We start from the raw sequence: 25,993 nt of genomic DNA on the forward strand, positions 1-25,993 counted from the left end.
GGATCGGCACCACCCGTCCGCGCGTGCGGATCGTCACGATCCCGGCCCATGACTTTCGGCACACGGACCGTCGCCGGCGTCCTCATAGAGTGGAGGGATGCGGCGGATCGGGACGGATGCGTGGGCGGGGCTCGCGATGCTCGCGATCTCGATCGGCGTGGCCGCGCCCGCGTTGTTCGGCGCGATCGAGCCCGTGATCGCGCGCGGACTCTGGGTCGTGCTGTTCGCCCTGTTCCTCGCGTCGATCCTCATCGCGACCGCGGCGCCGACGTCGAAGCTGCTCCGGTACGGCGGCTTCGCCGTCGCGGTGGTCGCCGCCTGGACGCTCGTCCTCACCGCGCAGGCGACGGGGCTGCTCCTCGTCCTGCTCGTCATCACCGCGGCGACGAGCGTCTACATCGTCCCGCTCTGGATGGGGCTCGTGGTCGTCGCGCTCAACACCGGGGTCGTCCTCGCCGTGACCGTGCCGAACGCGGTCAACGTCACCGAGAGCGTCATCCTCACCGGGTTCTACCTGCTCATCCAGCTGGCGACCCTGCTCAGCTCCGCGACGCTGATCCGGGAACAGCGGATGCGCCGTGAGCTGGCCGAGGCACACGTCGAGCTCCGGGCCGCGAGCGTCATGCTCTCGGAGTCGGCACGCACCGCGGAGCGACTGCGGATCTCGCGCGAGCTGCACGACCTCATCGGGCACCAGCTCACCGTGCTCACCCTCGAGCTCGAGACCGCGCGTCACGTCGACGGCGAGGACGCCCGGGGCCACCTCGACCGCGCCGACCGGGTCGCGCGCGAGCTGCTGCGCGACGTGCGCCGGACCGTCGGCCAGCTCCGCAGCGAGGGGCCCGACCTCGAGCACGCGCTCCGGCAGATGACCTCCGAGCTGCCCGGGCTCGCGGTCACCATCGACGTCGACCCGCAGCTGCGGATCGGCGAGGCGCAGAGCGCAGCTCTCGTGCGTGCCGCGCAGGAGATCGTCACCAACACGCTCCGTCACGCCGAGGCCCGCGAGCTCTGGATCGAGGTCCGCTCGGAGCAGGACGCCGTTGCGCTGCGCGCGCAAGACGACGGGCGAGGCGCGCCTGACGTCGTGTTCGGCAACGGACTCGAGGGGTTGCGCGAGCGGCTCGCCGAGCTCGGCGGCGAGATCTCGGTCGACGGTCGGCGCGGCTTCGCGGTCGCAGCCAGGGTGCCCGCATCATGACGCGCGTGGTCATCGTCGACGACCAGGCGCTCATCCGTCAGGGCATCGCCGGCCTGCTCGCAGTCGCCGGGATCGAGGTCGTCGGCGAGGCCGACGACGGCCGGACGGCGCTCGAGCTGATCGCGACCACGGACCCGGATGTGGTCATCCTCGACATGCGGATGCCCCGCTTCGACGGCGTCTGGACGCTGCAGGAGCTGCAGCGGCTGGGCAGCGAGATCCCCGTCCTGGTGCTGACCACGTTCGACGACGACCTGCTCGTCCTCGATGCGCTGCGCGCCGGGGCCCGCGGCTACCTGCTGAAGGACGTCACGCTCGAGCAGCTCACGCACGCGGTCGACACCCTCGCCGAGGGCGGCACGCTCATCGCTCCGGCGCTCACCGACCGGCTCCTGCGCGCGATCCGTTCAGGTCCGTCACCGGTCGCCGCCGACGCTCCGGCGGCGCAACCGCTCACCGACCGCGAGCTCGACGTCCTGCGCCTGATCGCATCGGGGTATCCGAATCGTCAGATCGCCGACGCCCTGTTCATCGCCGAGGGGACCGTGAAGAACCACATCTCGGTCATTCTCACCAAGCTCTCCGCGCGCGACCGCACCAACGCGGTCCTCCGCGCGCTGCACGAGGGCATCCTGAGCTGATCCGAGCGGGTGCGCGCGCTCAGCGCGTCGGCTCACGGCGCGACTCGACGCCGTAGAACCCGCGCTCGAACACGGCGCGCGCCCGGCGGGTGGCCGCGAGGTAGTCGTCCTCGAGCGCACTCGCCGAGCCTGGCGGATAGCCCATGATGCGAGCGACGCCCTCGAGCTGGGCGCGTTCGACCGGCAGGACGTCGGTCGTCTTGTCGAGCCAGAGCGTCAGCGCGGAGCGCGCGCGGGACGCGATGATCCAGGCCGCGCGCAGCGTCTCGGCATCCTCCGCCTCGATCAGCCCGGCGTCGACCGCGTGCGCGAGCGCGTCGAGCGTCGACGTCGTGCGCAGTGCGGGCACCTCGGCGGCGTGCTGCAATTGCACGAGCTGCACGTACCACTCCACGTCGGAGAGCGAGCCGCGGCCGAGCTTGAGGTGTCGTGCGGGGTCGGCGCCCTGCGGAAGACGCTCGTTCTCGACCCGCGCCTTGATGCGCTTCACCTCGCGGACGTCGCGCTCCGAGATCGACGGCGGGTAGCGCACCGTGTCGGCGAGCTCCCGGAAGGCCTCGAGCAGCGAGGCGTCACCGGCCACCCCGCGCGCCCGCAGCAGTGCCTGCGCTTCCCAGGTGAGCGACCAGCGCGCGTAATACGCGCGGTACGCGTCGAGCGAGCGCACGATCACGCCGTTGCGCCCCTCGGGCCGGAGGCCCGCGTCGAGGTCGAACGGGAGTCGCGCGTCCTCGGTGAGCCGCACGAGCTCGGAGACGATCCGTTGTGCGCGCGGGTGCGCGCCATCCGCGTCATCGCCCGTGGCACGGTACACGTACATGATGTCCGCATCGGACCCGATGCCGAGCTCGCGCCCGCCGAACCGCCCCATGCCGATCACGGCGAACTCGATGCCGTCCGGATTCGCCGCGCGGATCGCCTCGACGACACCCGCGATGTGGTTCTCGGCGACGTCGCTGAGCCCGTGCCCCAGCTCTTCGATGCTGCATACGTCGAGGATGCCGGCCAGGGCGAGCCGGAGCACCTCGCGGCGCCGCATCGCGCGCATGACCTTCGCCGCGGCGTCGGGGGTCGTGTGCCGCGCGAGCACCGCGCGCGTCTCGTCCCGCAGCGCGGCGAGACTCCGCGGCCGCAGTTCGTCGAGGTCTTCGAGCCACGCGACCGCCTCGGGCGTGCACTCGAGCAGCTCGCCGACGAACCGCGAGCCGGCGAGCACGCGCGTGAGCCGCATGGCCGCGTCGGACGAGTCGCGCAGCAGCCCGAGGTACCAGTGCGTGCCGCCGAGCGCGTCGCTCAGCCGCCGGAACGCGAGCAGCCCGTAGTCGGGATCGGCGCCCTCGGCGAACCACGACATGAGCACGGGCATGAGATGCCGCTGGATGGTCGCCCGCCGGGAGACGCCCGCCGTCAGGGCGCCGATGTGCGCGAGCGCGCCCCGCGGGTCACGGAAGCCGATCGCCGCGAGCCGGGCCTCGGCCTGTGCGCTCGTGAGCTCGAGCCCGCTCGCGGGCAGTGCCGCGACCGCCGACAGCAGCGGCCGGTAGAACAGCCGCTCGTGCAGCCCGCGCACGCGTTGCCGAGTGGCCTGCCAGGCGAGCGTCAGCTCGGCGGCATTGCGTCCGAGCCCTGAGGCCCGGGCGAGCACGCGCCGTTCGGCATCCGTGCCCGGCATGAGATGCGTGCGGCGCAGCCGGGACAGCTGGATGCGATGTTCGAGCACCCGGAGCATGCGATAGTCGAGGCTGAACTCGGCCGCCTCCTCCCGCCCCACATACCCCTCGGCCGCGAGGGCTGCGAGCGCCGGGAGGGTGCCCCGTTGCCGGATCGAGTCATCGGATGCCCCGTGCACGAGTTGCAGCAACTGCACCGTGAACTCGATGTCCCGGAGCCCTCCGGGGCCGAGCTTCAGCTGGACATCCACCTCGTCGGCGGGGATGTGCGCCGTCACCCGCTCGCGCATGCGCTGCACCGACTCGACGAAGCCGTCCTGGGACGAGCTCGCCCACACCTTCGGACCGACCGCCGCGGTGTACCGGTCGCCGAGGTCACGGTCGCCCGCGAGCGGGCGAGCCTTCAGCAGGGCCTGGAACTCCCAGCCCTTGGCCCACCGGTCGTAGTACTGCACGTGCGACTCGAGCGTGCGCACGAGCGCGCCGTCCTTGCCCTCGGGTCGCAGGTTGGGGTCCACCTCCCAGAGCGGCGGCTCGATGCCAGGCTCCCCGATGATGCGCTGCGTCAGCATGGCGAGCCTGGTCGCGATCTCGATCGCCCGGCCGGTCGGCACGGCCTCCTCGTCGACCGACTCCCCCACGTAGATCACATCGACGTCGCTCACGTAGTTCAGCTCGCGCGCGCCCGCCTTCCCCATGCCGATGACCGCGAGCCGGGTCGCCTCGACCTCCTCGGCGGGGAAGACTCCCGGTGCCGCGGGCTCGCCGGGCGCTCGCGAGACCGCGGTACGCGCCAGGTGCAGCGCGGCGTCGAGCGTCGCACCCGCGAGGTCGGCGAGCCCTTCGGCGACCGTGTCGACCGCCTCGATCGCGCTCGGACGGGTGAGGTCCCACACCGCGAGCCGGGCGAGCAGTCGCCGGTACCTGGTGCGCAGCGCGCGGGTCGCGCGGTCGAGGTCGACACCGTCGCCATTCGCCTCGGCGACCGCTTCCGTGAGCCGCGCCGTCGCATCGGCTTGCGGCTCGGGGGCCGACGGCTCGGCCGCCAGCACCGCGAGCTCGCTCGGATGCCGCTCGAAGAAGTCCGCGAGCCCGCGCGAGGCACCCGCCACGCGGGCGAGACGTTCCGCCGCTCGTGCATCGGGGAGGAGCCGGTCGATCTCGTCGGGCGCGCGCTCACGCAGACGTACGCAGGTCGCGAGCGCCGCGTCGGGGTCCGCGGCGACCGCGAAGACCGCGATCAGCCCGTCGGGATCCACTCCGCCGGCCTCCGCGAGCGTGCCGAGTGTGGCCGACGCCCGGTCGAGATCGTCGAACCCGGCGCGCGCCAGCGCGCCGAGCAGGCTGGTCCGACGAGACATCCGCGCTTCGATCTATAGGATCTCGAGGTTCCGCTGCAGCTCGAAGGGGGTGACCTGCGCGCGGTAGTCGCGCCACTCGGCGCGCTTGTTCGCGAGGACGAAGCTGAAGACCTCTTCACCGAGCGTCTCGGCGACGAGCTCCGACTCCTCCATGAACTCGATCGCGTGGTCGAGGCTCGCGGGCAGCGGGTCGTACCCGAGCGCACGGCGCTCGCTGTCGCTCAACGTCCAGACGTTGTCTTCGGCCTCGGGCGGGAGCTCGTAGCCCTCTTCGATGCCCTTGAGCCCCGCGGCGAGCAGCAGCGAGAACGCGAGATACGGGTTCGCCGCCGAGTCGATCGCCCGGTACTCGACGCGCGCGCTCTGCCCCTTGTTGGGCTTGTACAGCGGCACGCGGACGAGTGCCGACCGGTTGTTGTGCCCCCAGCACACGAAGCTCGGCGCCTCGTCGCCGCCCCAGATGCGCTTGTACGAGTTCACGAACTGGTTCGTGACGGCCGAGATCTCGCGCGAGTGCCGCAGGAGCCCCGCGATGAACTGGCGACCGATCTTCGACAGCTGATACTGCGCCCCGGCCTCGTAGAAGGCGTTGGCGTCCCCCTCGAACAGCGACAGGTGGGTGTGCATGCCGCTGCCGGGATAGTCGGAGAACGGCTTGGGCATGAACGTCGCGTACACGCCCTGCTCGATGGCCACCTCTTTCACGACGGTGCGGAACGTCATGATGTTGTCGGCCGTGGTCAGCGCGTCGGCATAGCGCAGGTCGATCTCGTTCTGACCGGGGCCTGCCTCGTGGTGGCTGAACTCGACCGAGATGCCGAGGTCTTCGAGCATGCGCACCGATCGGCGCCGGAAGTCGTGCGCGGTGCCGCCCGGCACGTTGTCGAAGTACCCCGCGGAGTCGACCGGCTTCGGCCCTTCTGGCCCGTATTTCGACGACTTCAGCAGGTAGAACTCGATCTCGGGGTGGGTGTAGAACGTGAAGCCGCGATCGGCCGCGCGCGCGAGGGTGCGCTTCAGCACGTTCCGAGGGTCGGCCACGGCCGGTTCACCGTCGGGTGTGGTGATGTCGCAGAACATGCGCCCGGTCGGGTCGATCTCGCCGCGCCAGGGCAGGGTCTGGAACGTCGTCGGGTCCGGGTACGCGAGCAGGTCGGACTCGTAGGTCCGGCTGAGTCCCTCGATCGCGGACCCGTCGAAGCCGATGCCCTCCCCGAACGCGCCCTCGACCTCTGCGGGTGCGATCGCGACCGATTTCAGGGTGCCGACGACGTCCGTGAACCAGAGTCGGACGAACTTGACGCCTCGCTCCTCGATGGTCCGGAGCACGAAGTCCCGCTGCTTGTCCATGCACACCCTTCCTCGCTCGTTTCAGCGTACTGGCTCGCGGACGCACGGGACGCACCGGCCCGGGCCGAGGCGGTCGCCGGGCCCCTCCGGCCCACGCCGGAGGCATCCGCCCGTATGCGAGACTGTGGAAATGCCTCCTGAGTCGAATCCCGTCAACGCCGACGCCACCGCCCAGCAGGGCGGCGAACAGACCCCATACGGGGGCGCGGCGGCCCCGGCCGGGCCGAAACGGGTGCGCACTCGGCACTTCCAGAACGCCAAGCGCGACGGCATCAAGATCACCGGGCTCACGAGCTACGACCAGCTGACCGCCCGCATCTTCGACGAGGCGGGCATCGACTTCCTGCTCGTCGGCGATTCCGCGGGCAACACCGTGCTCGGCTACGACACCACGCTGCCCGTGACGGTCGACGAGCTCATCCCGCTCACGCGCGCCGTGGCCGGCGCGGTGAGCCGGGCGTTCGTCGTCGCCGATATGCCGTTCGGGTCATATGAGAACGGGCCGGAGGACGCGCTGCACACCGCGATCCGGTTCATGAAGGAGACCGGCGCGCACGCCGTCAAGCTCGAGGGCGGCGAACGCAGCCAGAAGCAGATCCGCCGCATCGTGCAGGCCGGCATCCCGGTCATGGGCCACGTCGGGTTCACCCCGCAGAGCGAGCACGGGCTGGGCGGCCATCTGATCCAGGGCCGCGGCGAGGGCCTCGAACAGCTGCTGGCCGACGCCGTCGCCGTCCAGGAGGCCGGCGCATTCGCCGTCGTGCTCGAGATGGTGCCCGCCGAGGCCGCCAAGCAGGTCACCGAGCGGCTCAGCATTCCGACGATCAGCGTCGGCGGCGGGCCGCACTGCGACGGGCAGCTGCTCGTCTGGACCGACTGGGCCGGGCTCACGACGGGCCGGATCCCGAAGTTCGTCAAGCAGTACGCGAACCTCGCCGGCATCCTGGGCGAGGCCGCGAGGACGTGGGTCGCCGACGTCGCAAGCGGAACCTACCCCGACGCCGAGCACTCGTACGAGTGATCCGCGCAGCCGGGGCCTGCCTCGGACTGCCCGCCTGGAACCGTGTCTAGTCCTCGGCGCGTTCCTCTTCGGCCCACTTCGCGCTGTTCGCCCTGAGGATCTCGAGCGCGTGCTCGGCCTCTTCGCGGGTCTTGAACGGCCCGACACGGTCGACGGACGGTGACTGGAAGCCCTGCTCCACCTCGCCGGTGTGCATGTTGTACCAGTACTGGTGCTCGATATCCTCGGCCATACGCCGATCCTATGCCCGCGACGGCACCTGACGCCCGCGGGTGCGGGCGTGTGGCGCGATAGGGTGACGCCATGGCGACATCCCACGCGATCGGCATCGACATCGGAGGCACGGGCATCAAGGGGGCGGTCGTCGACCTGGCCACCGGTGAGCTCGTGTCCGACCGGCGGAAGCTCGCGACGCCGGCGGGCGGCAAGCCCGCGGACATCCTCAAGGCCACGCGCGAACTGCTCGGCGAACTCGACGACCCGGCCGGCGCCCCGCTCCCGATCGGCGTCTGCTTCCCGGCCATCGTCAAGCGCGGCCGCACGCTCTCGGCCGCGAACATCTCCGACGAGTGGATCGGCCTGCCGGCCGAGCAGATGTTCGAGGACGAGCTCGGGCGGGACATCCATTTCATCAACGACGCGGATGCCGCGGGCATCGCCGAGGTCCGCTTCGGCGCGGCGAAGGGCGCCGACGGCCTCGTCATCCTCACGACCCTCGGCACGGGCATCGGCAGCGCGTTCCTGTACGACGGGGTGCTCGTCCCGAACACCGAGCTCGGGCATCTCGAGATCGACGGGCACGATGCCGAGGACCGCGCGGCCTACTCGGCCATGGAGCGGGAGTCGCTGTCGTGGGAGGCCTGGGCCGAGCGCCTGCAGCGCTACTACTCGGTCGTCGAGTTCCTCTTCTCGCCGGACCTGTTCATCGTGGGCGGCGGCGTCTCGAAGCATCAGGAGCATTTCCTGCCGCTGCTCGACCTCAAGACCCCCATCGTCCCGGCCGTGCACCGCAACAACGCGGGCCTGCTCGGGGCCGCGTCGCTCGCCTCCGACTGAACCGCGCGATACGGTGGTATGCACGGCCGACATCGGTCGTGCTGAGCGCTGAGGAGACGAGATGAGCAACAAGACCCCGGCCGAGGAGAAGATCCGCGAGGAGCGCGAGCACCGTGAGGCGGAGCGCGAGCGCGAGGAGCGTCAGGAAGAGGCCCGCCTGGACGACCAGGACCGCTGAGCGTACGCCCGGTGGTCGAGGAGGGGCGAGGGGTCGCGGTGGATCTCGATGCGCTCCTTCGTCGCTCCTCGATCAGCGGGGCGGCGCCCGCGATCGGCGGGCGGCGTCGCCACGATCAACGGGCGGGGCGGGCGACGTGGGGTGCGTGCGAGCGGGCCGGCTGATACGCCGGGTTCTGTTCACCGGGCGCTTGCGCGACACCGGCTGGACGGCCATCTCTCTCGGGGGCACGTTGCCGTGACCCTCTAGCGGTCTACCCGGGAACGAGGCGGGCCGCCTCATGGTTCCCTGTCTGACCTTGCTCCGGACGAGGTTTACCGAGCCGACCGCGTCACCGCGGCCGCTGGTGGGCTCTTACCCCACCGTTTCACCCTTACCGCAGGCGAGCCTGCGGCGGTCTGTTCTCTGTGGCACTGTCTCGCGGGTTGCCCCGGGTGGGTGTTACCCACCGTCCTGCCCTGCGGAGCCCGGACGTTCCTCGGCGCCCGATCGCTCGGGCGACGCGGCCGTCTTGCCGACCCACTCGCCCTGCCAGGCTATCGGATGTCTCGTCAGAGGCCCGACTCGTCAGAGGCCCGACTCGTCAGAGGCCCGACTCGTCGGTGCGCACGAGGATGCGGTCGCACTCGGGGCACTGCAGCACCTCGTCGTCGGCGGCGCGGCGCACCGCCTCGAGGTCGGATCCGGTGAGCGTGATCGTGCAGCCGCCGCACGTGCGCTGCCGCAGCAACGCGGCGCCGACGCCGCCGCCGCGCGTGCGCCGCTGCTCGTAGAACGTGAGCAGCGCGGCGGGGATGCCCTCGGCGATCACGTCGCGGTCGCGTTCGGCGTGCTCGCGGTCGGTCGCGAGTCCGGCCGCGGCCTCGTCGCGCTCACCCTCGAGCTTGGACTGCGCCACGGCGATGGCCGCGCGCTCGTCGTCGATCGCCGCGACCGCGGACGTCGCCTGCTCGACCCGTTCCATGACCACGAGCTCGGCGTCCTCGAGGTCGGAGAGTCGCTTGCGCAACGAGGCGAGCTCGGCCTCGAGCGCGCTCACGTCCTTCAACGACGAAGTGTGCGTGAGCCGTTCGCTGTCGCGTGCGATGCGTGCCTCGACGAGCGAGACGTCCGATTCGAGCCGCGCCAGCTCGGCTTTGGTGTCTTCGAGCGTGCCGAAGGCCTCGGCGCGCGAGCGCCGGACGGCGTCGTCCTGCGCGGCCAGCTCGGCGAGCGGAGCGGACTGCGGCAGCGCGCCCAGCTTGTGCGCGAGCTGCGCGAGCCGGGTGTCGACGGCCTGGAGCCTGAGCAGCTCCTGCTGTTCGGCGGGAGTGGCCTTCACGTGGTCCTCCAGAGGATCGGGACGGGAGTCGGGTCGGTCGGGGTCCGGATGAGCCCCGTCACTGCACCACCTGGAAGTCCCAGGGGTCGGTGCGCAGTTCGCTCACGGCGAGCTCGAGGTCGGGATGCTCCGCGCGGAGCTGTGCGGCGGCGCGGTCGAGCCAGAGCCACTCGCTGGCCCAGTGCGACACGTCGACGAGCGCCGGCCCGCGGCCGAGCAGCGCCTGCTCGCGGGCCTCGGAGGCGGGATGATGACGCAGGTCGGCGGTGACGTACACGTCGGCGTCGAGCACCGCGGGGTGTGCGAGCAACGAGTCGCCCGCTCCCCCGCACACGGCGACCGTCTCGATGACGTCCTCGTAGCCGCCCGAGACGCGCACGCCGGTCGCGGTGGCCGGCAGCACCTCGGCGAGCCCGCGCGCGAACCGGCCGAGCGTGGTCGGCTCCGCGAGCCGGCCGACCCGGCCGAGCCCGCGAGCGGGATCGACGCCCGGCACGATGGGCGTGGCATCCGTCACACCGAGGCGCTCGGCGAGGATCGCCGACGTGCCGTCCTCGACGACGTCGGCGTTGGTGTGCGCCGCGATCAGCGCGCAGTCCGCACGGATCAGGCGCGCGAGGAGCGCGCCCTTGTACCGGTCTTCCGCGACGCTCGTCACGCCGCGCAGCAGCAACGGGTGGTGCGTGAGCAGCAGGTCGGCACCGGATTCGACGGCCTCGTCGACGGTCGCCGCGACAGCGTCGACAGCGAGCACCACACGCGAGACGGAGCCGTGCGGGTCGCCGGTGACGAGGCCGGGCGCATCCCACCCTTCCGCGCCCGACAGCGGCCACAGTCGTTCGACCGTCTCGAGGAGTTCGCGGAGCGGCACAGGCACCCGCCCAGCCTAGCCGTCAGGTCGAGGTGCGCGACTGCTGCGCTGCCGAAGGCGGATGCCGAGGAGCCGGAGCGCGGCGCTGCCGACCGCTCATCGCGAGTGTCCGAACGTGTGGTCGAAGGTGCGCCGCACATTCGCGAGATAGCGGTGGCGCGGCGCGGGCGCCTCCAGCGCGAACGCCGCGTCCTCGATCCATCGGCACCTCGCGTGGAATCGGATCCGGCGCACCTCGTCGTCAGTGAGCGGATGCCCCAGCGACTCGGCGACCCGGAACGCCGACGCCGGCCCGAGGTCCCTGTGGATCGAGCCGAGGTCGCGGGCCGGATCCGCCCGAGCGGCGTCGGTCCAGTCGATGACGCCCGTGACCCGGCCGACGTCGTCGACGAGGATGTGCTCGGCGCCGAGGTCGTTGTGCTGGGCGATCGCCTCGGGCCGGTCCGACGGTGGGCGTTCGTCGAGGAACTCGCGCACGCGGCGTGCCCGGCGGCCCGCGAGGTGCGGGGCGACGAGCGCGAACGCGCGCGTCGCGTCGCGGTGCCAGGCGTCGTTGGAGTAGGCGTCGGTCGGCAGGAGCTCCGGGTCCAGCGACCGGAGCGCACCCAGCACGTCGATCAACGCGCGCTCCACGCCGCAGGGATCGGCGGAGGGGCGCACGATGAGCGGCGTGCCCGGGAGCCGTCGGTACGCGAACAGCCCGAGCTCGGGGTCGTACATGAGCGGGACCGGCACCGGAACGCTCGTGGCATCGGCGAGGGCGCTCAGGAGCGCGACCTCGCGTGCGAGCGCCTGCGAATCGGCACTCCGCCGCACGACGCACTCGGCCACCGCGAACGTCGTGTTCTCGGTTCCTCGCGCGAGCAGCTCGGGCTCGCTTCCGGCGTCCCACAGCCGGTGGCGACGTCCGAGCTCGAGCAACATCGAACGCTCGTCGTCCTGCAGCACCACGTTCCGATCCCTCGGTCATTCAATGGCCGTGTCCTCCGTCCGGGTCGCCCGGATCGAGAGCCGATCCCGCGGTCGACGCCGGCGTGGGAGGCGACGTCGGTGGGGCGGAAGGTCATGCTGAGCACGGTACCGGTCGGCGCCGCCCGAGCGTCACCGCTCGCGGTCGACACTCACGTCGTCCGGGAGCGACATCGGCCGGTCGCCTCCCCGGCCCCCTCCTCGTCGACGCGAACGAGCTCGATCGCGACCCGGTCGAGCGGCGACGTTGTCGCTCCAGGACGACTGACGGATCGGCGTGGTCGGCCCTACGATCGCACTGTGATGGAGCAGATCGCCGCGCCCGGCCGGAGTGACGCCCGGCCGGCCCCCTGGGTGATCGACCTCCTGCTCGGGATCGGCGTCACCCTGACCGTGTCGATGTTCATCGCCGCGGACATCCAGGACAGCGAGCCCGATGGGTGGGCGTACCTGTGGGCGGTGGGGCTCGGCGGGCTGATGCTCGTCCGGCGGCGGTATCCGGTCATCGTCGTCGTGCTGTCAGCCGGTGCCGTCATCTCGTACTACGTCGCCGGCTACCCTGCGATCGGCGTCGCGGTGCCGCTCGCCGCCGCCGCCTTCTCCGCGGCCGAGTTCGGCCGGATGGGCGCGGCGGTCATCACGTGCGGCACCGTCCTGGTGATCTCCGTCGTCTACCGCATCGCCGCCGGACAGGATCCCGCAGTCGTGCTCTGGTTCGACGGGCCCGGTCACGTGCTGCTCCTCGCCGCCGCCATCGCGCTCGGCGACAGCGTGCGATCACGGAGGGCGTTGCGGCGGCAGGCGTCCGAGATCGCCGCGCTCACGGCGGAGCGTTCGGTGCGCGAGGCCGAGCAGCGGGCCATCGCGGAACGTCTCGCCATCGCGCGGGAGCTCCATGATTCGGTCGGCCACGCACTCACGGTCGTGACCCTGCACGCGCAGATCGCCGAGGAGGCCCTCGATGACGACGAGTCCGGTCAGGGCGACGTGGCAGCGGCTCTCGCCGCGATCCGGATCATCGGGGACACGACCTCCTCGACCTTCGAGGACGTGCGTCGGACGGTCGCACGTCTGCGCAGAGAGCAGGGCGGAGCCCGTCCCCCGCTGCGGGTCACCGACCTCGATGCCGCGCTCCGGCCGGCTGAACAGGCGGGCCTCGAGGTCCGGTCGAACGTCGAGATCACCTCGCCGATTCCCGCCACGGTGGAAGCGACGATCTACCGCATCGTCCAGGAGTCCGTCACGAACGTGATCCGGCATGCCGACGCGTCGCGCGTGACGGTCGACGTCACCGAGCGGGAGGGAGCCATCGACGTGCGCATCGTGAACGACGGCACGTCCGAGCCGTCCGCCCCGGGCCGCGCTACGCCCGCCGGCAGCGGGCTCGCCGGCATGCGTGAGCGAACGACCCTGCTGGGAGGCACCTTCTCGGCCGAGCGCGTCGGGCGCGGGTTCGTCGTCCGAGCGTCGATCCCGCTGGACGTGCCCGCATGACCACGGTCGTGCTGGTCGACGACCAGGACCTCGTCCGCGCGGGACTGCGCACGCTCCTCACCCACGACGGCTCGATCGAGGTCGTCGCCGAGGCCACCGATGGCCGCCGCGGAGTCGAGGTCGTCCGCCGGCACCGGCCGGACGTCGTGCTCATGGACCTTCGGATGCCGGTGCTGGACGGCATCGAGGCGACGCGCCTCATCCGCGACGACGTGCGACTCGGCGGGACGAACGTCGTGGTCCTCACGACCTTCGACGATGACACCGACATCGTCGAGGCGATCCGGGCGGGCGCGATCGGCTACCTGCTCAAGAACACGCCTCGCGACGACCTTCGCGACGCCGTCGCTCGCGCGGGCCGAGGTGAGCGGCTGCTCTCGCCGGCGATCACCGGACGGCTCATGCAGCTCGTGGCCGAGGGCCAGCGCGTGGCCGAGCCCGATCCTCGCCTCCGGCGGCTGAGCGAACGCGAACTGGAGGTGCTCGCCAGGATCGGGCACGGCGACAGCAACGACGAGATCGCGGCCGCGTTGCATTTGAGCCCCGCGACCGCGCGGACCTATGTCAGTCGCATCCTGGCCAAACTCGGCGCACGCGACCGCCCTGAGCTGGTGGTCGTGGCGCACCGCTCAGGACTCGTCGCTCCGTGAGTGCCAGCTTCGCCTCGCCTCGCCTCGCGATGTCGTCAGATCTCGACGCCGTTGTCGCCCCGAAGCGGATGCCCATCCCGCGTCACGCGGCCTACTTTGGCCGCATGCTTCCTGACCAGACCTCGCAGACCGTCGCCACCGCCCGCCGGAGACCGCTCGGCTTCTCGATCCTCGCGCTCGTCGGCCTCGCCGCCATCGGGGTGCCGCGCGTCATCCTGCACGACCTGCATCTCCTCGGGGAAGCCAGCGGCCTGACCTGGGTCCTCGCGCTCGGACCGGTCGTGCTCTGGATCATCCTCGCGGTCGTCAGGCGAGTGCCGAACCCCTTCCTGACCGTGCTCGTGATCGGCGCGATCTTCGGGCTCATGCTGGTCATCACGCATCAGCTGCTCTGGGACGTGGCGTTCCAGGGCAACCCGCCGGCACTCGGTGACGGCCCGGCCGCGAGCCTGCTCCCCCGGATCGCCGCGATTCCGAGCGGCCTGTTCACCGGCGCGATCATCGGCGCCATCGGCGGCCTGATCGCCTGGGGCATCCAGGCCATCGCGAAGCGCGCCCGCGGGCGCTGACGCCGGGTCGTCAGCCGAACCGAAGCGCGAACCGGATCAGGGGATCCAGCTGGCTCACCTCGGCGGCGTGCTCACTCAGAGCGGCTTCGACGTTCGACGCGAAGGTGGACAGGCTCCGGATATGCGCGTCCTCGGCCTGCGAGAGCACCGGCACCATACGAGCCAGGATCTCACGCCCGTCGTCCAGGACCCCCTGGACGGACATGTGATCCAGCTCCAGCTCGACGCCGGAGTTCGACGTCAGGACGTGCCGCCGAATCTGCCACACCACGTCGTCCGGGATCGGTATCCCGCGCGCCGTGGCTGTCAGCTCGCGCCACAGACCGCCGCTCGAGGTGGCGCTCATGCGCCGTTCAAGCCGGTGGGTGCGTTTGGCGAGGAGCCTCGCGTCAGTTCCGATCGCGCTCCAGAAGCCGATGTAGGCCCGTATGTGGTAGGCGGTGAGCGGCATGAGCGTGAGTGCGCTGGTTTGATACTCCGCAGCTTGGACGAGCCTCGCACGCTCGCGCTCGAGCTCGGCGAGCATCTGCTCGTAGCTCGCAGCCCGCTGCTCAGCGTGTGCTCGCCGTTCCAGGTTGCCGAGATGCTCGAGCTCGATCGCGGCTGGCGCCGGGCGCTTCCGGCCGATGAGGCCACCCACCCACTTGGCGGTGACGAGCGAGGCTGCGGTCGCGGCGAACCCGACTACGGCGCCCACGGAGGCCTGCATGAACTCGACGTGCTGGTCGTTCACGGTGGTTGCGACGGTGACGAACGCGTCGAAGATCGTGGCGGCGAACATGCCGAGCACCGGGACCGTGGCTCCGGCCGTGACCGCTGAGGCGATCGCGGTGCCGACGCCGACGGCGATGCCGAACGCGGCCAGAGCCCAGTGCCCGAAATCGTCGAGGCCGGCTCGCCCGGTCGGGTCGACGCGGGTGATGGGGTTCGCGTCGGCATAGGCGTACCGGTTGTGCAGCTCGGCGGTGTCGAGCGTCGTGAAGCGGCCCGTGGCCGGGTCGTACGACCGCGAGCTGAGGTGCTGCGACCCGGACGGGTGGGTGTACTCGCCCGCATACCCGAACGGATTCCCACGCAGACCGGCCCAGGCGTGCTCGGTGAGTGGAACGCCGTAGTCGGAGTATCGATAGCGCTCCGTGACGCCGCCGTCGGCGTCGGTCAGCTCGGTGACGCTGCCGTGCCGGTCGGTGACGAGGAACGCCGTCGACGTGGTGCCGTCGGCGTCGACGACCGTGCGAGCGTGCCTGGCATTCCCGAAGAGATAGCTCACCTCGCCGGCCGCGTCGCCGCGATGGACCTCGTTTGCGAGCGCGCCCCCGTCCCAGTAGAACGTCGTCTCGCTGCGCGAGCCTGCGGGGTCGTCGGTTCGGGTGAGACGGCGGCGCGTGCCGTCGACCCAGTACTCGACCGTGACCGCGGTGCCGTCGGCGCGTGTCTCGGCGATCGGCCGGTTGAGGGCGTCGTAGTCGTAGCTCGTGCCGTCGGCGTCACGCGTGACCCGGCCGAGGCGGTCGTACCGGCTTCGGCTCACGTTCCCGAGCGGATCGGTCGCGGCGAGCAGACCGCCGCTGACGAGCGAGACTTGCCTGCGCGACGACGACTCCGCCGGCGTGCCCACGGCGGCGGTCTCGGTGCCCGTCTCCGTGCCTGCCACGGGATCGACCTCGTACCGCCACCTCGTCACCACCGGCGCCTCGGCGCGGTCACCGCTCGGGAACGCCCGCTGCTCGGTGACCCGCCCGTCCGGCGCGATCTCGAACTCGTCGCGCGCGATCACGAGCGGAACCGCCCCGTCGTGCCGCATGCTCACCACATCGGTCGCCGTCACGGACCTGCGCGCGTCGTCGAGGGTGCGCCGGGTCACGCCGACCTGCCCGTCCGGCACACGCACCGTCTCGGCGACGACCAGGCCGATCGGGAGCTTCGAGCCCTCGGGCACGACCCGGTCGTACTCGGTCTCGGTGAGCGTGCCGTCGGCCGCGGTCCGTGAGATCAGCCGGCCCAGCTCGTCGAACACGGTCGACTCGCGGCTCGTTCGCGAGCCGCCATCCGGCGCGCGATGGATGACCTCGACCGCCGTCGGGCGCGACCAGTTGACCGGAAGCGCCGCCGGGCGTGCGACTCCGCCACCCTCGGTGCCTGGGTAGGTGAAGGCGTGCTCTTGAAGCACGCGCTGCCCCGACGCCGAGGCGGCGATCATGCGCCGGCCGACCAGCAGATGCAGGCTGTTGAACTCGGAGATCACGTCGGTCGCGCCGTCGGAAATCGTGGTGCGAAAGCGGAACGCGGAATCGCTAGACCTGAGGAGGGCGTCCTCTCCCGCATGGACGGGCCAGCCAGACGAGAGCTTCTCCCCCACAGGTGCCCATTCCCGGGCGGTCATCACCGCGCCCGACGCGTCCGTCACGCTCACCCGCCCGGCGCGTGGCACGCCATCGCGGCCAGTGCTCCATGACACCCGCGTCGTGCCACCAGATGGTCCGGCGATCGCGGCGACCAGGCCGGTGCGCTCATCCGTGCCGATCGACGTCCTGCCCGCCGATGGGTCGACAATGGCGGCGACGTGGCCGGTGTCCAACTCGACACGCCATGCCGCGCCTCGTGCCCCGGCGTCGGATACGCCCTCGCCCTTCGGCGTGGCAGCCAAGCCGGCGGCCCGCTCGATGAAGACCGCCCGCGGGTCGGTGTCCCAGTCCAGCGTCGTCGCGATCCCGTCGGCGTCGATCACCCCGATGAGCCGGCGCGGGACATGCGCGTGCCAGAGCCAGTCCTGTCGCGCCCCGTGCGCACCGATGCGCGCCACCGGATCGCCGTCGGCATCGAAGTACGTAGTGACGCCACCGAGCTCGTGAAGCAGGAAGCGATAGCCGACCGGCCCGCGCGGCGCCCGATCACCCGGGACGCCGGTCGCCCTGGGCTGGAGTGAGCCCTCGACCTGCTCGAACACGACGTCGGTCAGCCCGTACCCGGCGAGGCCCGAAGGATGCGCCGGATCCGGCTGGAACACCCCGCGGCCGGACGCGGGGCGCACCTGAATCCCGCCCGGGACATCGATGCGCCCCATGTCCCACGCCCATCCGGGACCGAGACCGTGGGGGTCGGAGCCGGCCGCCCGGGAATCCCACCGTGCCGTCAGCCCGTCGACGACCACGGTGAAGCCGAACGATCCGTCGCGCGGGTCGAGGAGGCCCTCGAGGCCGTCGCCGAGCGCGAAATCCCCCACCATCGGTCGGTCCGGCGTCTCCCCGGGAGCCGCCGCCAAAGCGGGCGTGACTCCGGCCAGCATGAGGACCGCGCACACCAGTCCGCCGAGTGAAGCACCGCCAGGCATCGAAGTCCGCACGGCATATTACTATTGTCAATGCTGATGCGCCGTCAAGGAGTCAGAGTGCATCGAGGCACCGGAGGTGCTGCTGGAATTCCTGGCCGACCTCCGATATGACGCGAGGTGGATCGGCCTACCCGCTTCCGCAGTCGGCGCACGCTATCCCCGTTTCCGAATCTTTGTCGCACTCGGACGCTACGGCCGCGTAGGTGTCGTGTAACGCAGCAAGGTAGGGTCCGCTGGCACGCCCAGGTGCCGCTGGGAAGCTCGATCACGTCGCTATCTCCCGGCGCGGTCGTCGCGGCGTCGAGCGCGACGCCATCCAGGTACGTGAATTCGCTCCATTCGGTTGAGTCGAAATCGACATCGGCGCCGGCCCGGGGTAGACCCGGCTGCCTGACATGTGCATTACGGTTGACGGAAGTCCGACCGGCGGAGGGCGCATGATCGAGATCGAAGCGACGGACCCCTCCTGCCCGACGTGCGAGACCCGGTGCTATCCAGCAGGATCGGCATGGGTCTGTCGCACTTGCGGAATCAGGGTTCTTGGGCTTGCTGAGCCCGACTAGCCGCTGCATTCTCCTGACGCGGCAGACGAGCTTCTGGCGCCCTCATTCGCGGCCTGTCGCGCCTTCGCTGAGCAACAGAGACGCCCGAGCGACAATCCCGGCCGGCTCGATGCCAAGGCCCACGGCGATGCGATATAGCGCGTTTATGGGCAGATCCCTATCGGTGAACAAGTAACGCAGCAGCGTCCCCCGTTGGAAAGCGCCCCGCCTCACAAGCTCATCGACAGGGATCCTTTGACGTTCACGCTCCTCACGAACTCCCTTCACCACCGCGCGACGGAACTGCTCAGCCGACCCAAGCGGCCGTATCCGCCGGGTCGCGGTTGGAGCCGGGCTACTCGCGAACAACTGCTCCACGCCGGCGCTGGGGAGATCGCTCGCTTCGGGTATTACGAAGGCCTCGTCGGCGTTATCCTCCGCGGCCGTGAGTTCGGCCGCGTCCTCCTCGTAGAGCTGGGAGGGTTGCGGCCGTGCCGAGGTCCGCTCCCGGCCGGACGAGCACGAACCCCGGATCCGCCCAATCCAACTCGGTAACCACGCCGCCAGGGGACACCACCGTAGTCAAGCGCCCAGGCGTGCCCGGCTCCCAGACCCAGTCCGAACGCTCCCCCGTCGCGGCGACCGCCGCGACCGGGTCACCGGCCGCATCGAAGTACGTCACCTCACCGCCGAGCCGGCTCATCCGGAACGCATACCCGACCTCACCCACCACCCCATCGGCACGAGCCGGCAGCACTCCCGGGGTCTGCTCGAACACGACATCGAGGACCCCGTACCCGGCAAGCCCAGTCGGGTGCGTTACATCCGCCTCGAACACCTCACCCGACGCCGCCGCCGCCACCCGCACGCCGCCGACCGCGTCGACCGACGGCAGATCGAACCGCACCCGGCACCGAACCCGTACCGATCCACCCCGAGCCCACGCGAATCCCACACCAGACTCAGACCAGCTACGGGCACGCTGAACGAGAACGACCCATCCCGCTCACCCAACCGCCCCGACACCCCATCACGAAGGGCGAACTCACCCACCACCGGCGCCGACGAACCGCCACCACGCCCCTCAGCCGACCACACCGGCGACACCATGCCCGCCACCAAGCCGGCGCACACCACCCCACCCAGCACCGCCCCGAACCGGACACCACCAAACCCAGTCACCACAACACCCTCATCCCGCACGCCCACCGAACCCCACGTGTGATGTTGTAATACACCACACGAGCCGCGCACAAGCGTTCGAAGCGGAGTACCGATATGCCTGAAGGACGATGGCGTACCCCGTATGCGTGAGGGCTGGCAAAGGACCCTATCGACCCCGCAGCTGACGACTGACGAATGGGCTCGCGCCACGTGCCCTTGAGAGATCCCGAACGGTATGCCCACAAATGCAGGTCCCGACGCCTCAGAAGACGCGAACCTAACGAAAGAGCGGCTCATTGGCTGGGGGATGCGAAAATCACGTAGCTTGGTGAAACCGAGGAAACCGGATCCTGACTTTTGAGGCCCATCGTCGAGGGGGACTTGTGGCGCAGCAAGAACGTTCCAAGAAGACCCGCGAGGACATCCTCCTGGCTGCCTCACGTCTCATCAATGAACGCACCTGGGACCACTCTTCCATCACGAGAATCGCCCAGGAGGCGGGCTACACCACAGGCGCTATGTACTTTCACTTCGCGGTGAAGGAAGACATCGCTCTCGCCATCATCGAGGAGCAAAACAAGAGATCATCAAGCGCGGCCGCAGAAACCTTGAACCGGAACCTGCCGGCGGTCGAGACAATTCTGCAGATAAGCGCAGGATTTACGCGAGACATTCTCGCAGACCCACTTGTCCAGGCGGGGGCCAGGTTAACCTCACAACCACAAATGTTCACAAACCCCCCACTGTTGCCGTGGGCGAGTTGGGCGGCAGTCCACGCCCAAAACCTGTCCCGCGGAATTCAAGAGGGCGATGTCAAACCAGAGATCGATGTCCACCGATACGCGGCTCATTTCAACGGAGCATCCGCAGGCACATTCCTCCTTTCCGGATTGTCGAATGGCTTGGCCGATCTGACGGAACGCGCAAGCGACCTGTCAATCATCCTCTTGTCAAGCTATGTGGTCCCGGAGAAACAGGAATATTGGGCTAAGCGCGCTCTTGCGATCTACGGTGTGACGGAATCGCCTCTCAGATACGACAACCCGAGCCCTCACACACACTCAACAAGCTATTCCGCGCCGGACTAACCGACGTCATCACCTTGGAGGGTTCTCAGGGACATTCGCACTGGTTCGTAGACGCACTTTCATGTGTCCCGTTGACCCCCGACGTGTTGAGAGAGAACGGCGCAAAACTGTGTGATCTCGGAATCGGTCATGTTGGCTCGGAGTCTGATGCGTAGCCCGGCTTTACCCCACATGACGGCAGGGAAGCCATCGGGTTCTGCGTAGTACCCCGAGTCCATGAGCAACCGTGTCGAGCGAATGGTTTCGGTTTCGTTGCCGATAGGGACAAATCGGACTGGGCTTCTGGGGTTTGCGTGTGGGAGGGGAAAATGGTCATCGAATGTTCGGGTGGCTCTTTGGAGTTCCCGCTGGAGATGAATGAGTTCCGGGCTTTCGTGGATGTCGCAGGACCCGATGATCGCACCTAGTCCAGGTGTGTTGACTCGTTGAGACCAGGTGAATGGCCCACCGTTTCCGAGAGCGAGTTGGCGTCTCGTTGGGTTCCCGCGTGGCCCGAATATGATGGCACCACCTGTCGCTCCGAACCCTTTGTTCAGAGATGTGACGAGGATGGTGTGTTCGTTGATGTCGCCCATTGCATCGAGCACATACCCTCGGCCTTTTTGCCCGATGATCGATGTGCCGTGAGCGTCGTCGAGGAAGAGGTACATCCCGTACCGATCCTGCAAGCGCATGAGCTCGCCCATTGGGGCCACGGTTCCCCCGGTGCTGTAGATGCCGTCGCCGACGTATGCCACGCATGGATTCTCGCGGCAGATCTGCTCGAGCTTCTCGATGTCGTTGTGAGCGATCGTTTGTATTTCGGTTTCCGCGGCACAGAGGGGGCGCATGGATTGCAAACAGAAGTGTGCGTAACGGTCAAACACCATTACGGGACGCACGCCGTCGCTGAGCACCCCTGAAGCGAGAAGCGGCAGCACGGACCACACGCCAGCCGCGCACGAGGTGACGGTACCGACATCAGCATCGAACAAACTCGAAAGCCGCTCTTCTACTTCGTTGAGTACACCGAGCCGGACTCGGACGCGGGAGAGCGAGCTATTGAGTATGTGGGATTCGTTGAGGCACTCGGCTGCGGCTTCCATGATTCTGGGGTGTTCATCCAGACCAAGGTAGGAGTAGGAGGACATGTTCGTAAGTTCCCGGCCCTCGATCACCATGGAAGCAGACGGGCCAGTTTTTTCGATCACTAGCCCGTGTACGCCTTCACGGACCGCCTCGTCCAGCGAAGGTCTGGAAACGCCTACCGCGCGAGCCAATGGGGAGAATTTCGGTGTCCGACGATGCACGTTGGAGTTCTCGCTTTCGATGGTGGATTCATTCAGGACAAAAGCGGTTCATGAATGAGGCCCTTGCGACTCTGATCGATAGGTCATGGTCATCCTGGAAGGCTGAGCAAGACGAGGAGGACGAGCGTTTCGGCAGGTTCGGGGTCACCCTCACCACAAACGAGCGGCGACCAGGCTCCCAAGAGCGAATCTCCGCGATCGCTGTGACCCCGCCACGTAGCGCCACCCCTTCAAAGAATCACGAATCCGATACACCACTGAGAAGGCATAACTCATGCCCATACCCTTCGCGCGGAATGACTGGACGCCAGACACGCCCGGTCGTGAGGGCAGGCCCGGCCTGCCTCATCGGTGGGGTATCACAGGTGCGGAGCCGACTGGCTCAGCTCGGTTTCCTCACGTTCCACGGCCTGAAGCAGAAGAGGTTCTCCCGCGTCGAGATCGCCTCTTCTCGGGCCGGTTACGCGCGTGCCCGAATTTGGTTGTTGCGGGTGTCGTGCGTGAGTTCGGCCAGGCCGAGCTCTTCCAGCAGCGGCGGCAGGTACATGCCAAAGCGGCCGCGATAGCCCTTGCGGGTGCCGTACCAGCCGCCGACCGGGTTCGATTCGGATCGACCCCACGCTTCGACCGTGCCCGCAGCCGCAGGCTTCTGCTCGTCCGTCGCACCGAGGGGCACCCACCCCGCCTGCTCCTTCAACCACGCGTGGAGGTCTTCGATCGCGCGTGCCAGGTAGATCAGCCTGGTCGATCCGACCTGGCAGACCAGCTCATCACCGTCCCGGTACATCGTGTATGCGGCAGAACCCGGCGGCGTAGTCAAACGCCACGGGTCATCCCTCCTACCTTGTGCCATGAGCGCCTCCTTCACTACGACCCACGCGGCTCGGTCAGAACTAGGCATCAGCGTGCATGCTCACGCTGTGGAATAGACGGCCCGCCGAAAACTCATCATCGACTCCCGCCTGCACGATACCTCGCGATCGCGTCTGCCGACACTAAAATATTACGAATGGCATATTGGTGGGTTTGCTCAGGCGATCTCTGGCCGAGCGTCACCCCGCGATGCGGCGATACTCCACATGGACGTCAGTCACTTCACGGTGAACCGTGAGACTGTTCCGGACAGAGCCAGGAGCCTTTCCGTCCCCCAGGTCCTCCCTCGCCAGCTCAGCGTGACAGAGATCGTCCCGCGCGGTCACAATACGACCGCCGGCCGGTGGTCCGAGAGGCGCAGCGGATCGCCCTCCATGTCTTGTGCCATGGTCACGATGGGCGCCTGTGCAGTGAGAGCTTTCAGGCCCGGGTGGCGGCTGCCGTCCAGGCTTCGAACGCGGCAGGGAGGACGTCAGGTGTGTTCCGCTGAAGTGCGGCGATCAGGTCGGTGTGCAGGGCCCGGTTGGCGTCGTCGAGTGCGGGCAGCTGCGGTTGGGCGAGCCTGAGCCGGTACGCGGCGGCGGTCGTGGCGAGTCGCAGACTGAAGATGTCCGCTCCCACGCGAAGCCGGGTGAAGAACGCGAAGCTCGCGGCGACCTCCCGGGTCGCTCCCGCCCTGCGGACGCGATTGCGCAACCTCCGAAGCTCAGCCAACAGCGCCTGATCGGGCACACCGCACAGCACGCGGGCCAACGCGAGATGCACCATCGCCCAGCCTTGCGCTTCCTGACGCGCGGTCTCCGGCGTGAAGCTTGAGATGCGGGTGTACCTGGCCGCGGCGATATCGATGATGCCGTGGCCCTCCAACCGCTTGATCGCTTCTCGAATCGGCGTGCGAGACACGTTGAGCCGCTCGGCCCATTCCTGATCGTGCACCTTGTCCCCCGCTACGAGATCACCCTCGACGATGGCGGCCAGCAGCACCTCATGTGCGTAGTCGACGACGGTACGAGTTCGGGAAACAATGCGGTCGGGCTGACTGAACAGTGGTGGAACCATGGCTACTACTCCAGAAAAAATAGAGAATACTCGTTTTGTAGTATGCATACTAGTCGCCGGAATTTCAACCCTTCGTAGGCGGCCGTCCCGCGCCACCAGGAGGCGCCGTCAGGATTTCAACCACGCACGCAGAACCGTCGGACTCGCGAGATACGTGCGATCTAAGGATTCGGCCATGAGGCTGGTCCCGTTCCCGGGCAACAACGGCAATCCACTGATGTGGGTGAACCCCGAGCACGTCGCAAGCGTCACCCGAATCGACCAACAGACTGGGGAAGGTGTGCAACTTCGCGCCGAACTCAACGTCGAAGGGATGGTGTTTCAGCGAGTCGACCTCCGCGATTATCCAACGACCAACGCAGCAGATACGGCATGGCTCGCATTCCTCAACTCCTTCACCGAGGAGCACTGAACCACCATCGGCACCAGCTCGAGCGTCGGTCCGCTGAAAAATTTCTTAATGTACTACTCCTCTAGTTCACGACACGACAGGGCCGGCGTATCGTTCCGCGCATGCCCAGCAAGACCTTCCCAGACAGCCCAGATGTATGGCTCATGATCGCCGATTCGCGATTTCCCTACGACGTCATGTGGTGGGAGCCCCGAACGAATCAACAGCGCGAGGTCACAGAAGCCGAGGCCCACGAATACGGCCTGATCGACACGAACATCGCGACACCGCAAGGCCAGTTGCCTTAGAGCTCGCCGTTCGTGAACGCGACGTCGATGTGCAGGTGACTGCAGGTATTCGGAAATCCGCGGAAATGGGTCAGTGAGATGACCACGCCGGCGTGGGCGCGACAAAGGGCGAGGCGATCGCGTGGACGGATGGCGCCGTTCTTGTCCGTTGGCGCGAGGAAGGCCACACGCAGGAGCGGCACACGTGGGTGTGGGCGAACGCGGTACGTCTGCGATGACCCTGAAAGTGTGTCGGGGCCACCCCTCCCACAGGCTGCCCCGGTCTCTAGAGCCATGGGTGGCTTCCCCTACATATCCGGCTCGCCGCTGAGACCCCGCAGCCATGTCGCGAGCGAGGCGGTGACGAGTTCAGGATCGGTGTTCCACTCCATCGTGTGAGGTGCTCTCGCAAACTCGACGACCGTACAGTGCGTGCCTGAATGTTCGACCATCGATGCTGCGGTGGTGGCGGTGAGTGTCTCATCGCCACCGGAACGCAGCAAAGCGCCTGTCGGACCAGTCCGCTATCCAGCTCGTGCGCGCGGCGGGAGAACGGCGCTTCGACGAGAGCAAGCCGCGAAAGGCATCGAGTTGAAAGGACGAGGTATGCCGCGACCGCGACCGCGACCACCCGCGGGATCCCGCGGGCGCATCGCCCGCCGGCTCGCGTTCCTCGACTCGCGCATCGACGCCAGGCTGCGTGCTGGAGAGGACGTGAAGCCCGCTGACGTCGCGGGTTTGAACATCCATCCTACGGTGGGCCCTGCCGGGCTCGAACCGACGACATCCACGGTGTAAACGTGGCGCTCTACCAACTGAGCTAAAGGCCCCTGCGGCGCCGGCGGAGTGCGTGAGCGTCCGCGCGGCGCATCCCATGGTACCCACGCCGTCCTTAGACTCGCGCCATGGAGGTCGTCGAGCGGCACCCGAGCCGCACCGCAGTGCCGGAGCACCGGTGGCCGGCGGTCGTCGCGCTGCTCTCGGCGCTGGCGCTCTATGCGTTTCTGCCGAACGAGCTGATCGGCGGTCAGCGGTTCACGATCGTGGCGATCGGCGTCGCGGTGCTCGTGCCCCTGCTCATCGTCAACCCGCACCGGTTCGTCCGCGAGACCCGGTGGAGCCGCATCCTGTCGGTCGCGCTGACGCTGCTGCTCGTCGCGACCAACCAGGTCGCGCTCGTGATCCTCGTGACCAAGCTCGTGGGCGGCCATCACGATGCGCCCGGCCTGCTGCTCGCGGCGCTGCAGGTCTGGGTCGCGAACGTCATCGGCTTCGCACTGCTCTACTGGGACCTCGATCGGGGCGGCCCCGTGGTGCGCACGAGCTGGGCGCGCACCGAGCTGCCGCCCGCCGACTTCAGGTTCTCGCAGGACGAGGACCACGACGCGATCGACGAGGTCGCCAAGGGGTCGTCGGCGCGCGTCGACTGGACGCCGCGGTTCGTCGACTACTTCTACACGTCGCTGTCGAACTCGATGGCGTTCAGTGCGAGCGACGCGATGCCGCTGCGTCAGCGCACGAAGCTGCTCATGGGGCTGCAGGCGTTCGGCGGGTTCGTGATCCTCGCGCTCGTGATCGCCCGGTCCGTGGGCATCATCGCCTGACGGCGGCGCGAGG

Annotated in this window: 22 protein-coding genes, 1 tRNA gene and 1 other RNA gene; 11 read left to right on the forward strand and 13 right to left on the reverse strand. The window is 68.8% G+C overall.

Annotated elements, in window-relative coordinates; genetic code table 11:
- The first annotated feature begins 97 nt into the window (after positions 1-97).
- Both RH864_RS09925 and RH864_RS09930 read left to right on the forward strand, forming a co-directional pair.
- Entirely contained in the window at positions 98-1,201 is a 1,104-nt protein-coding gene (locus RH864_RS09925; RefSeq protein ID WP_310517386.1) for a sensor histidine kinase, read from the forward strand.
- Positions 1,198-1,842, forward strand: a complete 645-nt coding sequence (locus RH864_RS09930; protein WP_310517387.1) for a response regulator transcription factor — start codon at positions 1,198-1,200, stop codon at positions 1,840-1,842. Before RH864_RS09925 ends, RH864_RS09930 begins: the two co-directional genes overlap by 4 nt.
- A gap of 19 nt (positions 1,843-1,861) precedes the next feature.
- Here the strand turns inward: RH864_RS09930 and RH864_RS09935 are convergent, their stop codons facing one another.
- Together RH864_RS09935 and RH864_RS09940 are read right to left on the reverse strand one after the other, a co-directional pair.
- The gene (locus RH864_RS09935) at positions 1,862-4,873 is read right to left on the reverse strand and encodes a bifunctional [glutamine synthetase] adenylyltransferase/[glutamine synthetase]-adenylyl-L-tyrosine phosphorylase (protein WP_310517388.1); all 3,012 of its coding nucleotides are present in this window, start codon (positions 4,871-4,873) and stop codon (positions 1,862-1,864) included.
- Between the two features lie 12 nt (positions 4,874-4,885).
- Complete coding sequence (locus RH864_RS09940; protein WP_310517389.1) at positions 4,886-6,223, reverse strand: glutamine synthetase family protein; 1,338 nt, start codon at positions 6,221-6,223, stop codon at positions 4,886-4,888.
- Positions 6,224-6,353: 130 nt separating this feature from the next.
- Between RH864_RS09940 and panB the strand changes: the two genes are divergently transcribed.
- Positions 6,354-7,244, forward strand: coding sequence for a 3-methyl-2-oxobutanoate hydroxymethyltransferase (gene panB / locus RH864_RS09945; RefSeq protein ID WP_310517390.1), 891 nt, complete (start codon positions 6,354-6,356; stop codon positions 7,242-7,244).
- Between the two features lie 46 nt (positions 7,245-7,290).
- On the opposite strand, the gene RH864_RS09950 is transcribed toward panB, so the two are convergent.
- Positions 7,291-7,476, reverse strand: a complete 186-nt coding sequence (locus tag RH864_RS09950; RefSeq protein ID WP_310517391.1) for an SPOR domain-containing protein — start codon at positions 7,474-7,476, stop codon at positions 7,291-7,293.
- A 71-nt stretch (positions 7,477-7,547) separates the two neighbouring features.
- On the opposite strand from RH864_RS09950, the gene ppgK reads away from it, so the two are divergent.
- Entirely contained in the window at positions 7,548-8,300 is a 753-nt protein-coding gene (gene ppgK, locus RH864_RS09955; RefSeq protein WP_310517392.1) for a polyphosphate--glucose phosphotransferase, read from the forward strand.
- A 326-nt stretch (positions 8,301-8,626) separates the two neighbouring features.
- On the opposite strand, the gene rnpB is transcribed toward ppgK, so the two are convergent.
- The 4 genes from rnpB to RH864_RS09975 form a co-directional block, all read right to left on the reverse strand.
- Positions 8,627-9,000, reverse strand: an RNA gene (gene rnpB / locus RH864_RS09960) — RNase P RNA component class A.
- Positions 9,001-9,061: 61 nt separating this feature from the next.
- Positions 9,062-9,799: a zinc ribbon domain-containing protein gene (locus RH864_RS09965; protein ID WP_310517393.1), complete on the reverse strand. Its 738-nt coding sequence runs from the start codon at positions 9,797-9,799 to the stop codon at positions 9,062-9,064.
- A gap of 58 nt (positions 9,800-9,857) precedes the next feature.
- Positions 9,858-10,676 (reverse strand): Nif3-like dinuclear metal center hexameric protein, encoded by an 819-nt coding sequence (locus RH864_RS09970; RefSeq protein ID WP_310517394.1) that lies wholly within the window; start codon positions 10,674-10,676, stop codon positions 9,858-9,860.
- Positions 10,677-10,766: 90 nt separating this feature from the next.
- Positions 10,767-11,621, reverse strand: coding sequence for a phosphotransferase family protein (locus RH864_RS09975; RefSeq protein WP_310517395.1), 855 nt, complete (start codon positions 11,619-11,621; stop codon positions 10,767-10,769).
- A gap of 321 nt (positions 11,622-11,942) precedes the next feature.
- On the opposite strand from RH864_RS09975, the gene RH864_RS09980 reads away from it, so the two are divergent.
- The 3 genes from RH864_RS09980 (at position 11,943) to RH864_RS09990 (ending at position 14,352) form a co-directional block, all read left to right on the forward strand.
- Complete coding sequence (locus RH864_RS09980) at positions 11,943-13,133, forward strand: sensor histidine kinase (RefSeq protein WP_310517480.1); 1,191 nt, start codon at positions 11,943-11,945, stop codon at positions 13,131-13,133.
- Positions 13,130-13,783, forward strand: coding sequence for a response regulator transcription factor (locus tag RH864_RS09985; RefSeq protein WP_310517396.1), 654 nt, complete (start codon positions 13,130-13,132; stop codon positions 13,781-13,783). Before RH864_RS09980 ends, RH864_RS09985 begins: the two co-directional genes overlap by 4 nt.
- Before the next feature lie 104 nt (positions 13,784-13,887).
- A complete protein-coding gene (locus RH864_RS09990; protein ID WP_310517397.1) occupies positions 13,888-14,352 on the forward strand; it encodes a hypothetical protein in 465 nt (154 codons plus the stop codon).
- Positions 14,353-14,362: 10 nt separating this feature from the next.
- On the opposite strand, the gene RH864_RS09995 is transcribed toward RH864_RS09990, so the two are convergent.
- Both RH864_RS09995 and RH864_RS10000 read right to left on the reverse strand, forming a co-directional pair.
- Complete coding sequence (locus tag RH864_RS09995; protein WP_310517398.1) at positions 14,363-17,578, reverse strand: RHS repeat domain-containing protein; 3,216 nt, start codon at positions 17,576-17,578, stop codon at positions 14,363-14,365.
- A 1,077-nt stretch (positions 17,579-18,655) separates the two neighbouring features.
- A complete protein-coding gene (locus tag RH864_RS10000) occupies positions 18,656-19,132 on the reverse strand; it encodes a hypothetical protein (RefSeq protein WP_310517399.1) in 477 nt (158 codons plus the stop codon).
- A 640-nt stretch (positions 19,133-19,772) separates the two neighbouring features.
- Here RH864_RS10000 and RH864_RS10005 point away from each other — a divergent pair.
- The gene (locus RH864_RS10005) at positions 19,773-20,477 is read left to right on the forward strand and encodes a TetR/AcrR family transcriptional regulator (RefSeq protein ID WP_310517400.1); all 705 of its coding nucleotides are present in this window, start codon (positions 19,773-19,775) and stop codon (positions 20,475-20,477) included.
- A 59-nt stretch (positions 20,478-20,536) separates the two neighbouring features.
- On the opposite strand, the gene RH864_RS10010 is transcribed toward RH864_RS10005, so the two are convergent.
- From RH864_RS10010 to RH864_RS10020, 3 genes are all read right to left on the reverse strand, one after another.
- Positions 20,537-21,766: an aminotransferase class I/II-fold pyridoxal phosphate-dependent enzyme gene (locus RH864_RS10010; RefSeq protein ID WP_310517401.1), complete on the reverse strand. Its 1,230-nt coding sequence runs from the start codon at positions 21,764-21,766 to the stop codon at positions 20,537-20,539.
- A 460-nt stretch (positions 21,767-22,226) separates the two neighbouring features.
- Positions 22,227-22,619 carry a DUF6855 family protein gene (locus RH864_RS10015; RefSeq protein WP_310517402.1) on the reverse strand — a complete coding sequence of 131 codons (393 nt, stop codon included), beginning with the start codon at positions 22,617-22,619 and terminating at the stop codon, positions 22,227-22,229.
- 440 nt (positions 22,620-23,059) lie between these two features.
- Positions 23,060-23,623, reverse strand: coding sequence for a GntR family transcriptional regulator (locus RH864_RS10020; RefSeq protein WP_310517403.1), 564 nt, complete (start codon positions 23,621-23,623; stop codon positions 23,060-23,062).
- A 250-nt stretch (positions 23,624-23,873) separates the two neighbouring features.
- On the opposite strand from RH864_RS10020, the gene RH864_RS10025 reads away from it, so the two are divergent.
- Both RH864_RS10025 and RH864_RS10030 read left to right on the forward strand, forming a co-directional pair.
- Complete coding sequence (locus tag RH864_RS10025; RefSeq protein WP_310517404.1) at positions 23,874-24,110, forward strand: hypothetical protein; 237 nt, start codon at positions 23,874-23,876, stop codon at positions 24,108-24,110.
- A gap of 101 nt (positions 24,111-24,211) precedes the next feature.
- On the forward strand, positions 24,212-24,397 hold the full coding sequence (locus tag RH864_RS10030; RefSeq protein ID WP_310517405.1) for a hypothetical protein: 186 nt from the start codon (positions 24,212-24,214) through the stop codon (positions 24,395-24,397).
- A gap of 736 nt (positions 24,398-25,133) precedes the next feature.
- Here RH864_RS10030 and RH864_RS10035 read toward each other — a convergent pair.
- Positions 25,134-25,206, reverse strand: a tRNA-Val gene (locus RH864_RS10035).
- Between the two features lie 75 nt (positions 25,207-25,281).
- Here RH864_RS10035 and RH864_RS10040 point away from each other — a divergent pair.
- On the forward strand, positions 25,282-25,980 hold the full coding sequence (locus RH864_RS10040; protein WP_310517406.1) for a hypothetical protein: 699 nt from the start codon (positions 25,282-25,284) through the stop codon (positions 25,978-25,980).
- Positions 25,981-25,993: the final 13 nt, after the last annotated feature.

Origin of the sequence: Agromyces aerolatus (genome assembly GCF_031432255.1) — a bacterium.
Taxonomy (GTDB): Bacteria; Actinomycetota; Actinomycetes; order Actinomycetales; family Microbacteriaceae; genus Agromyces.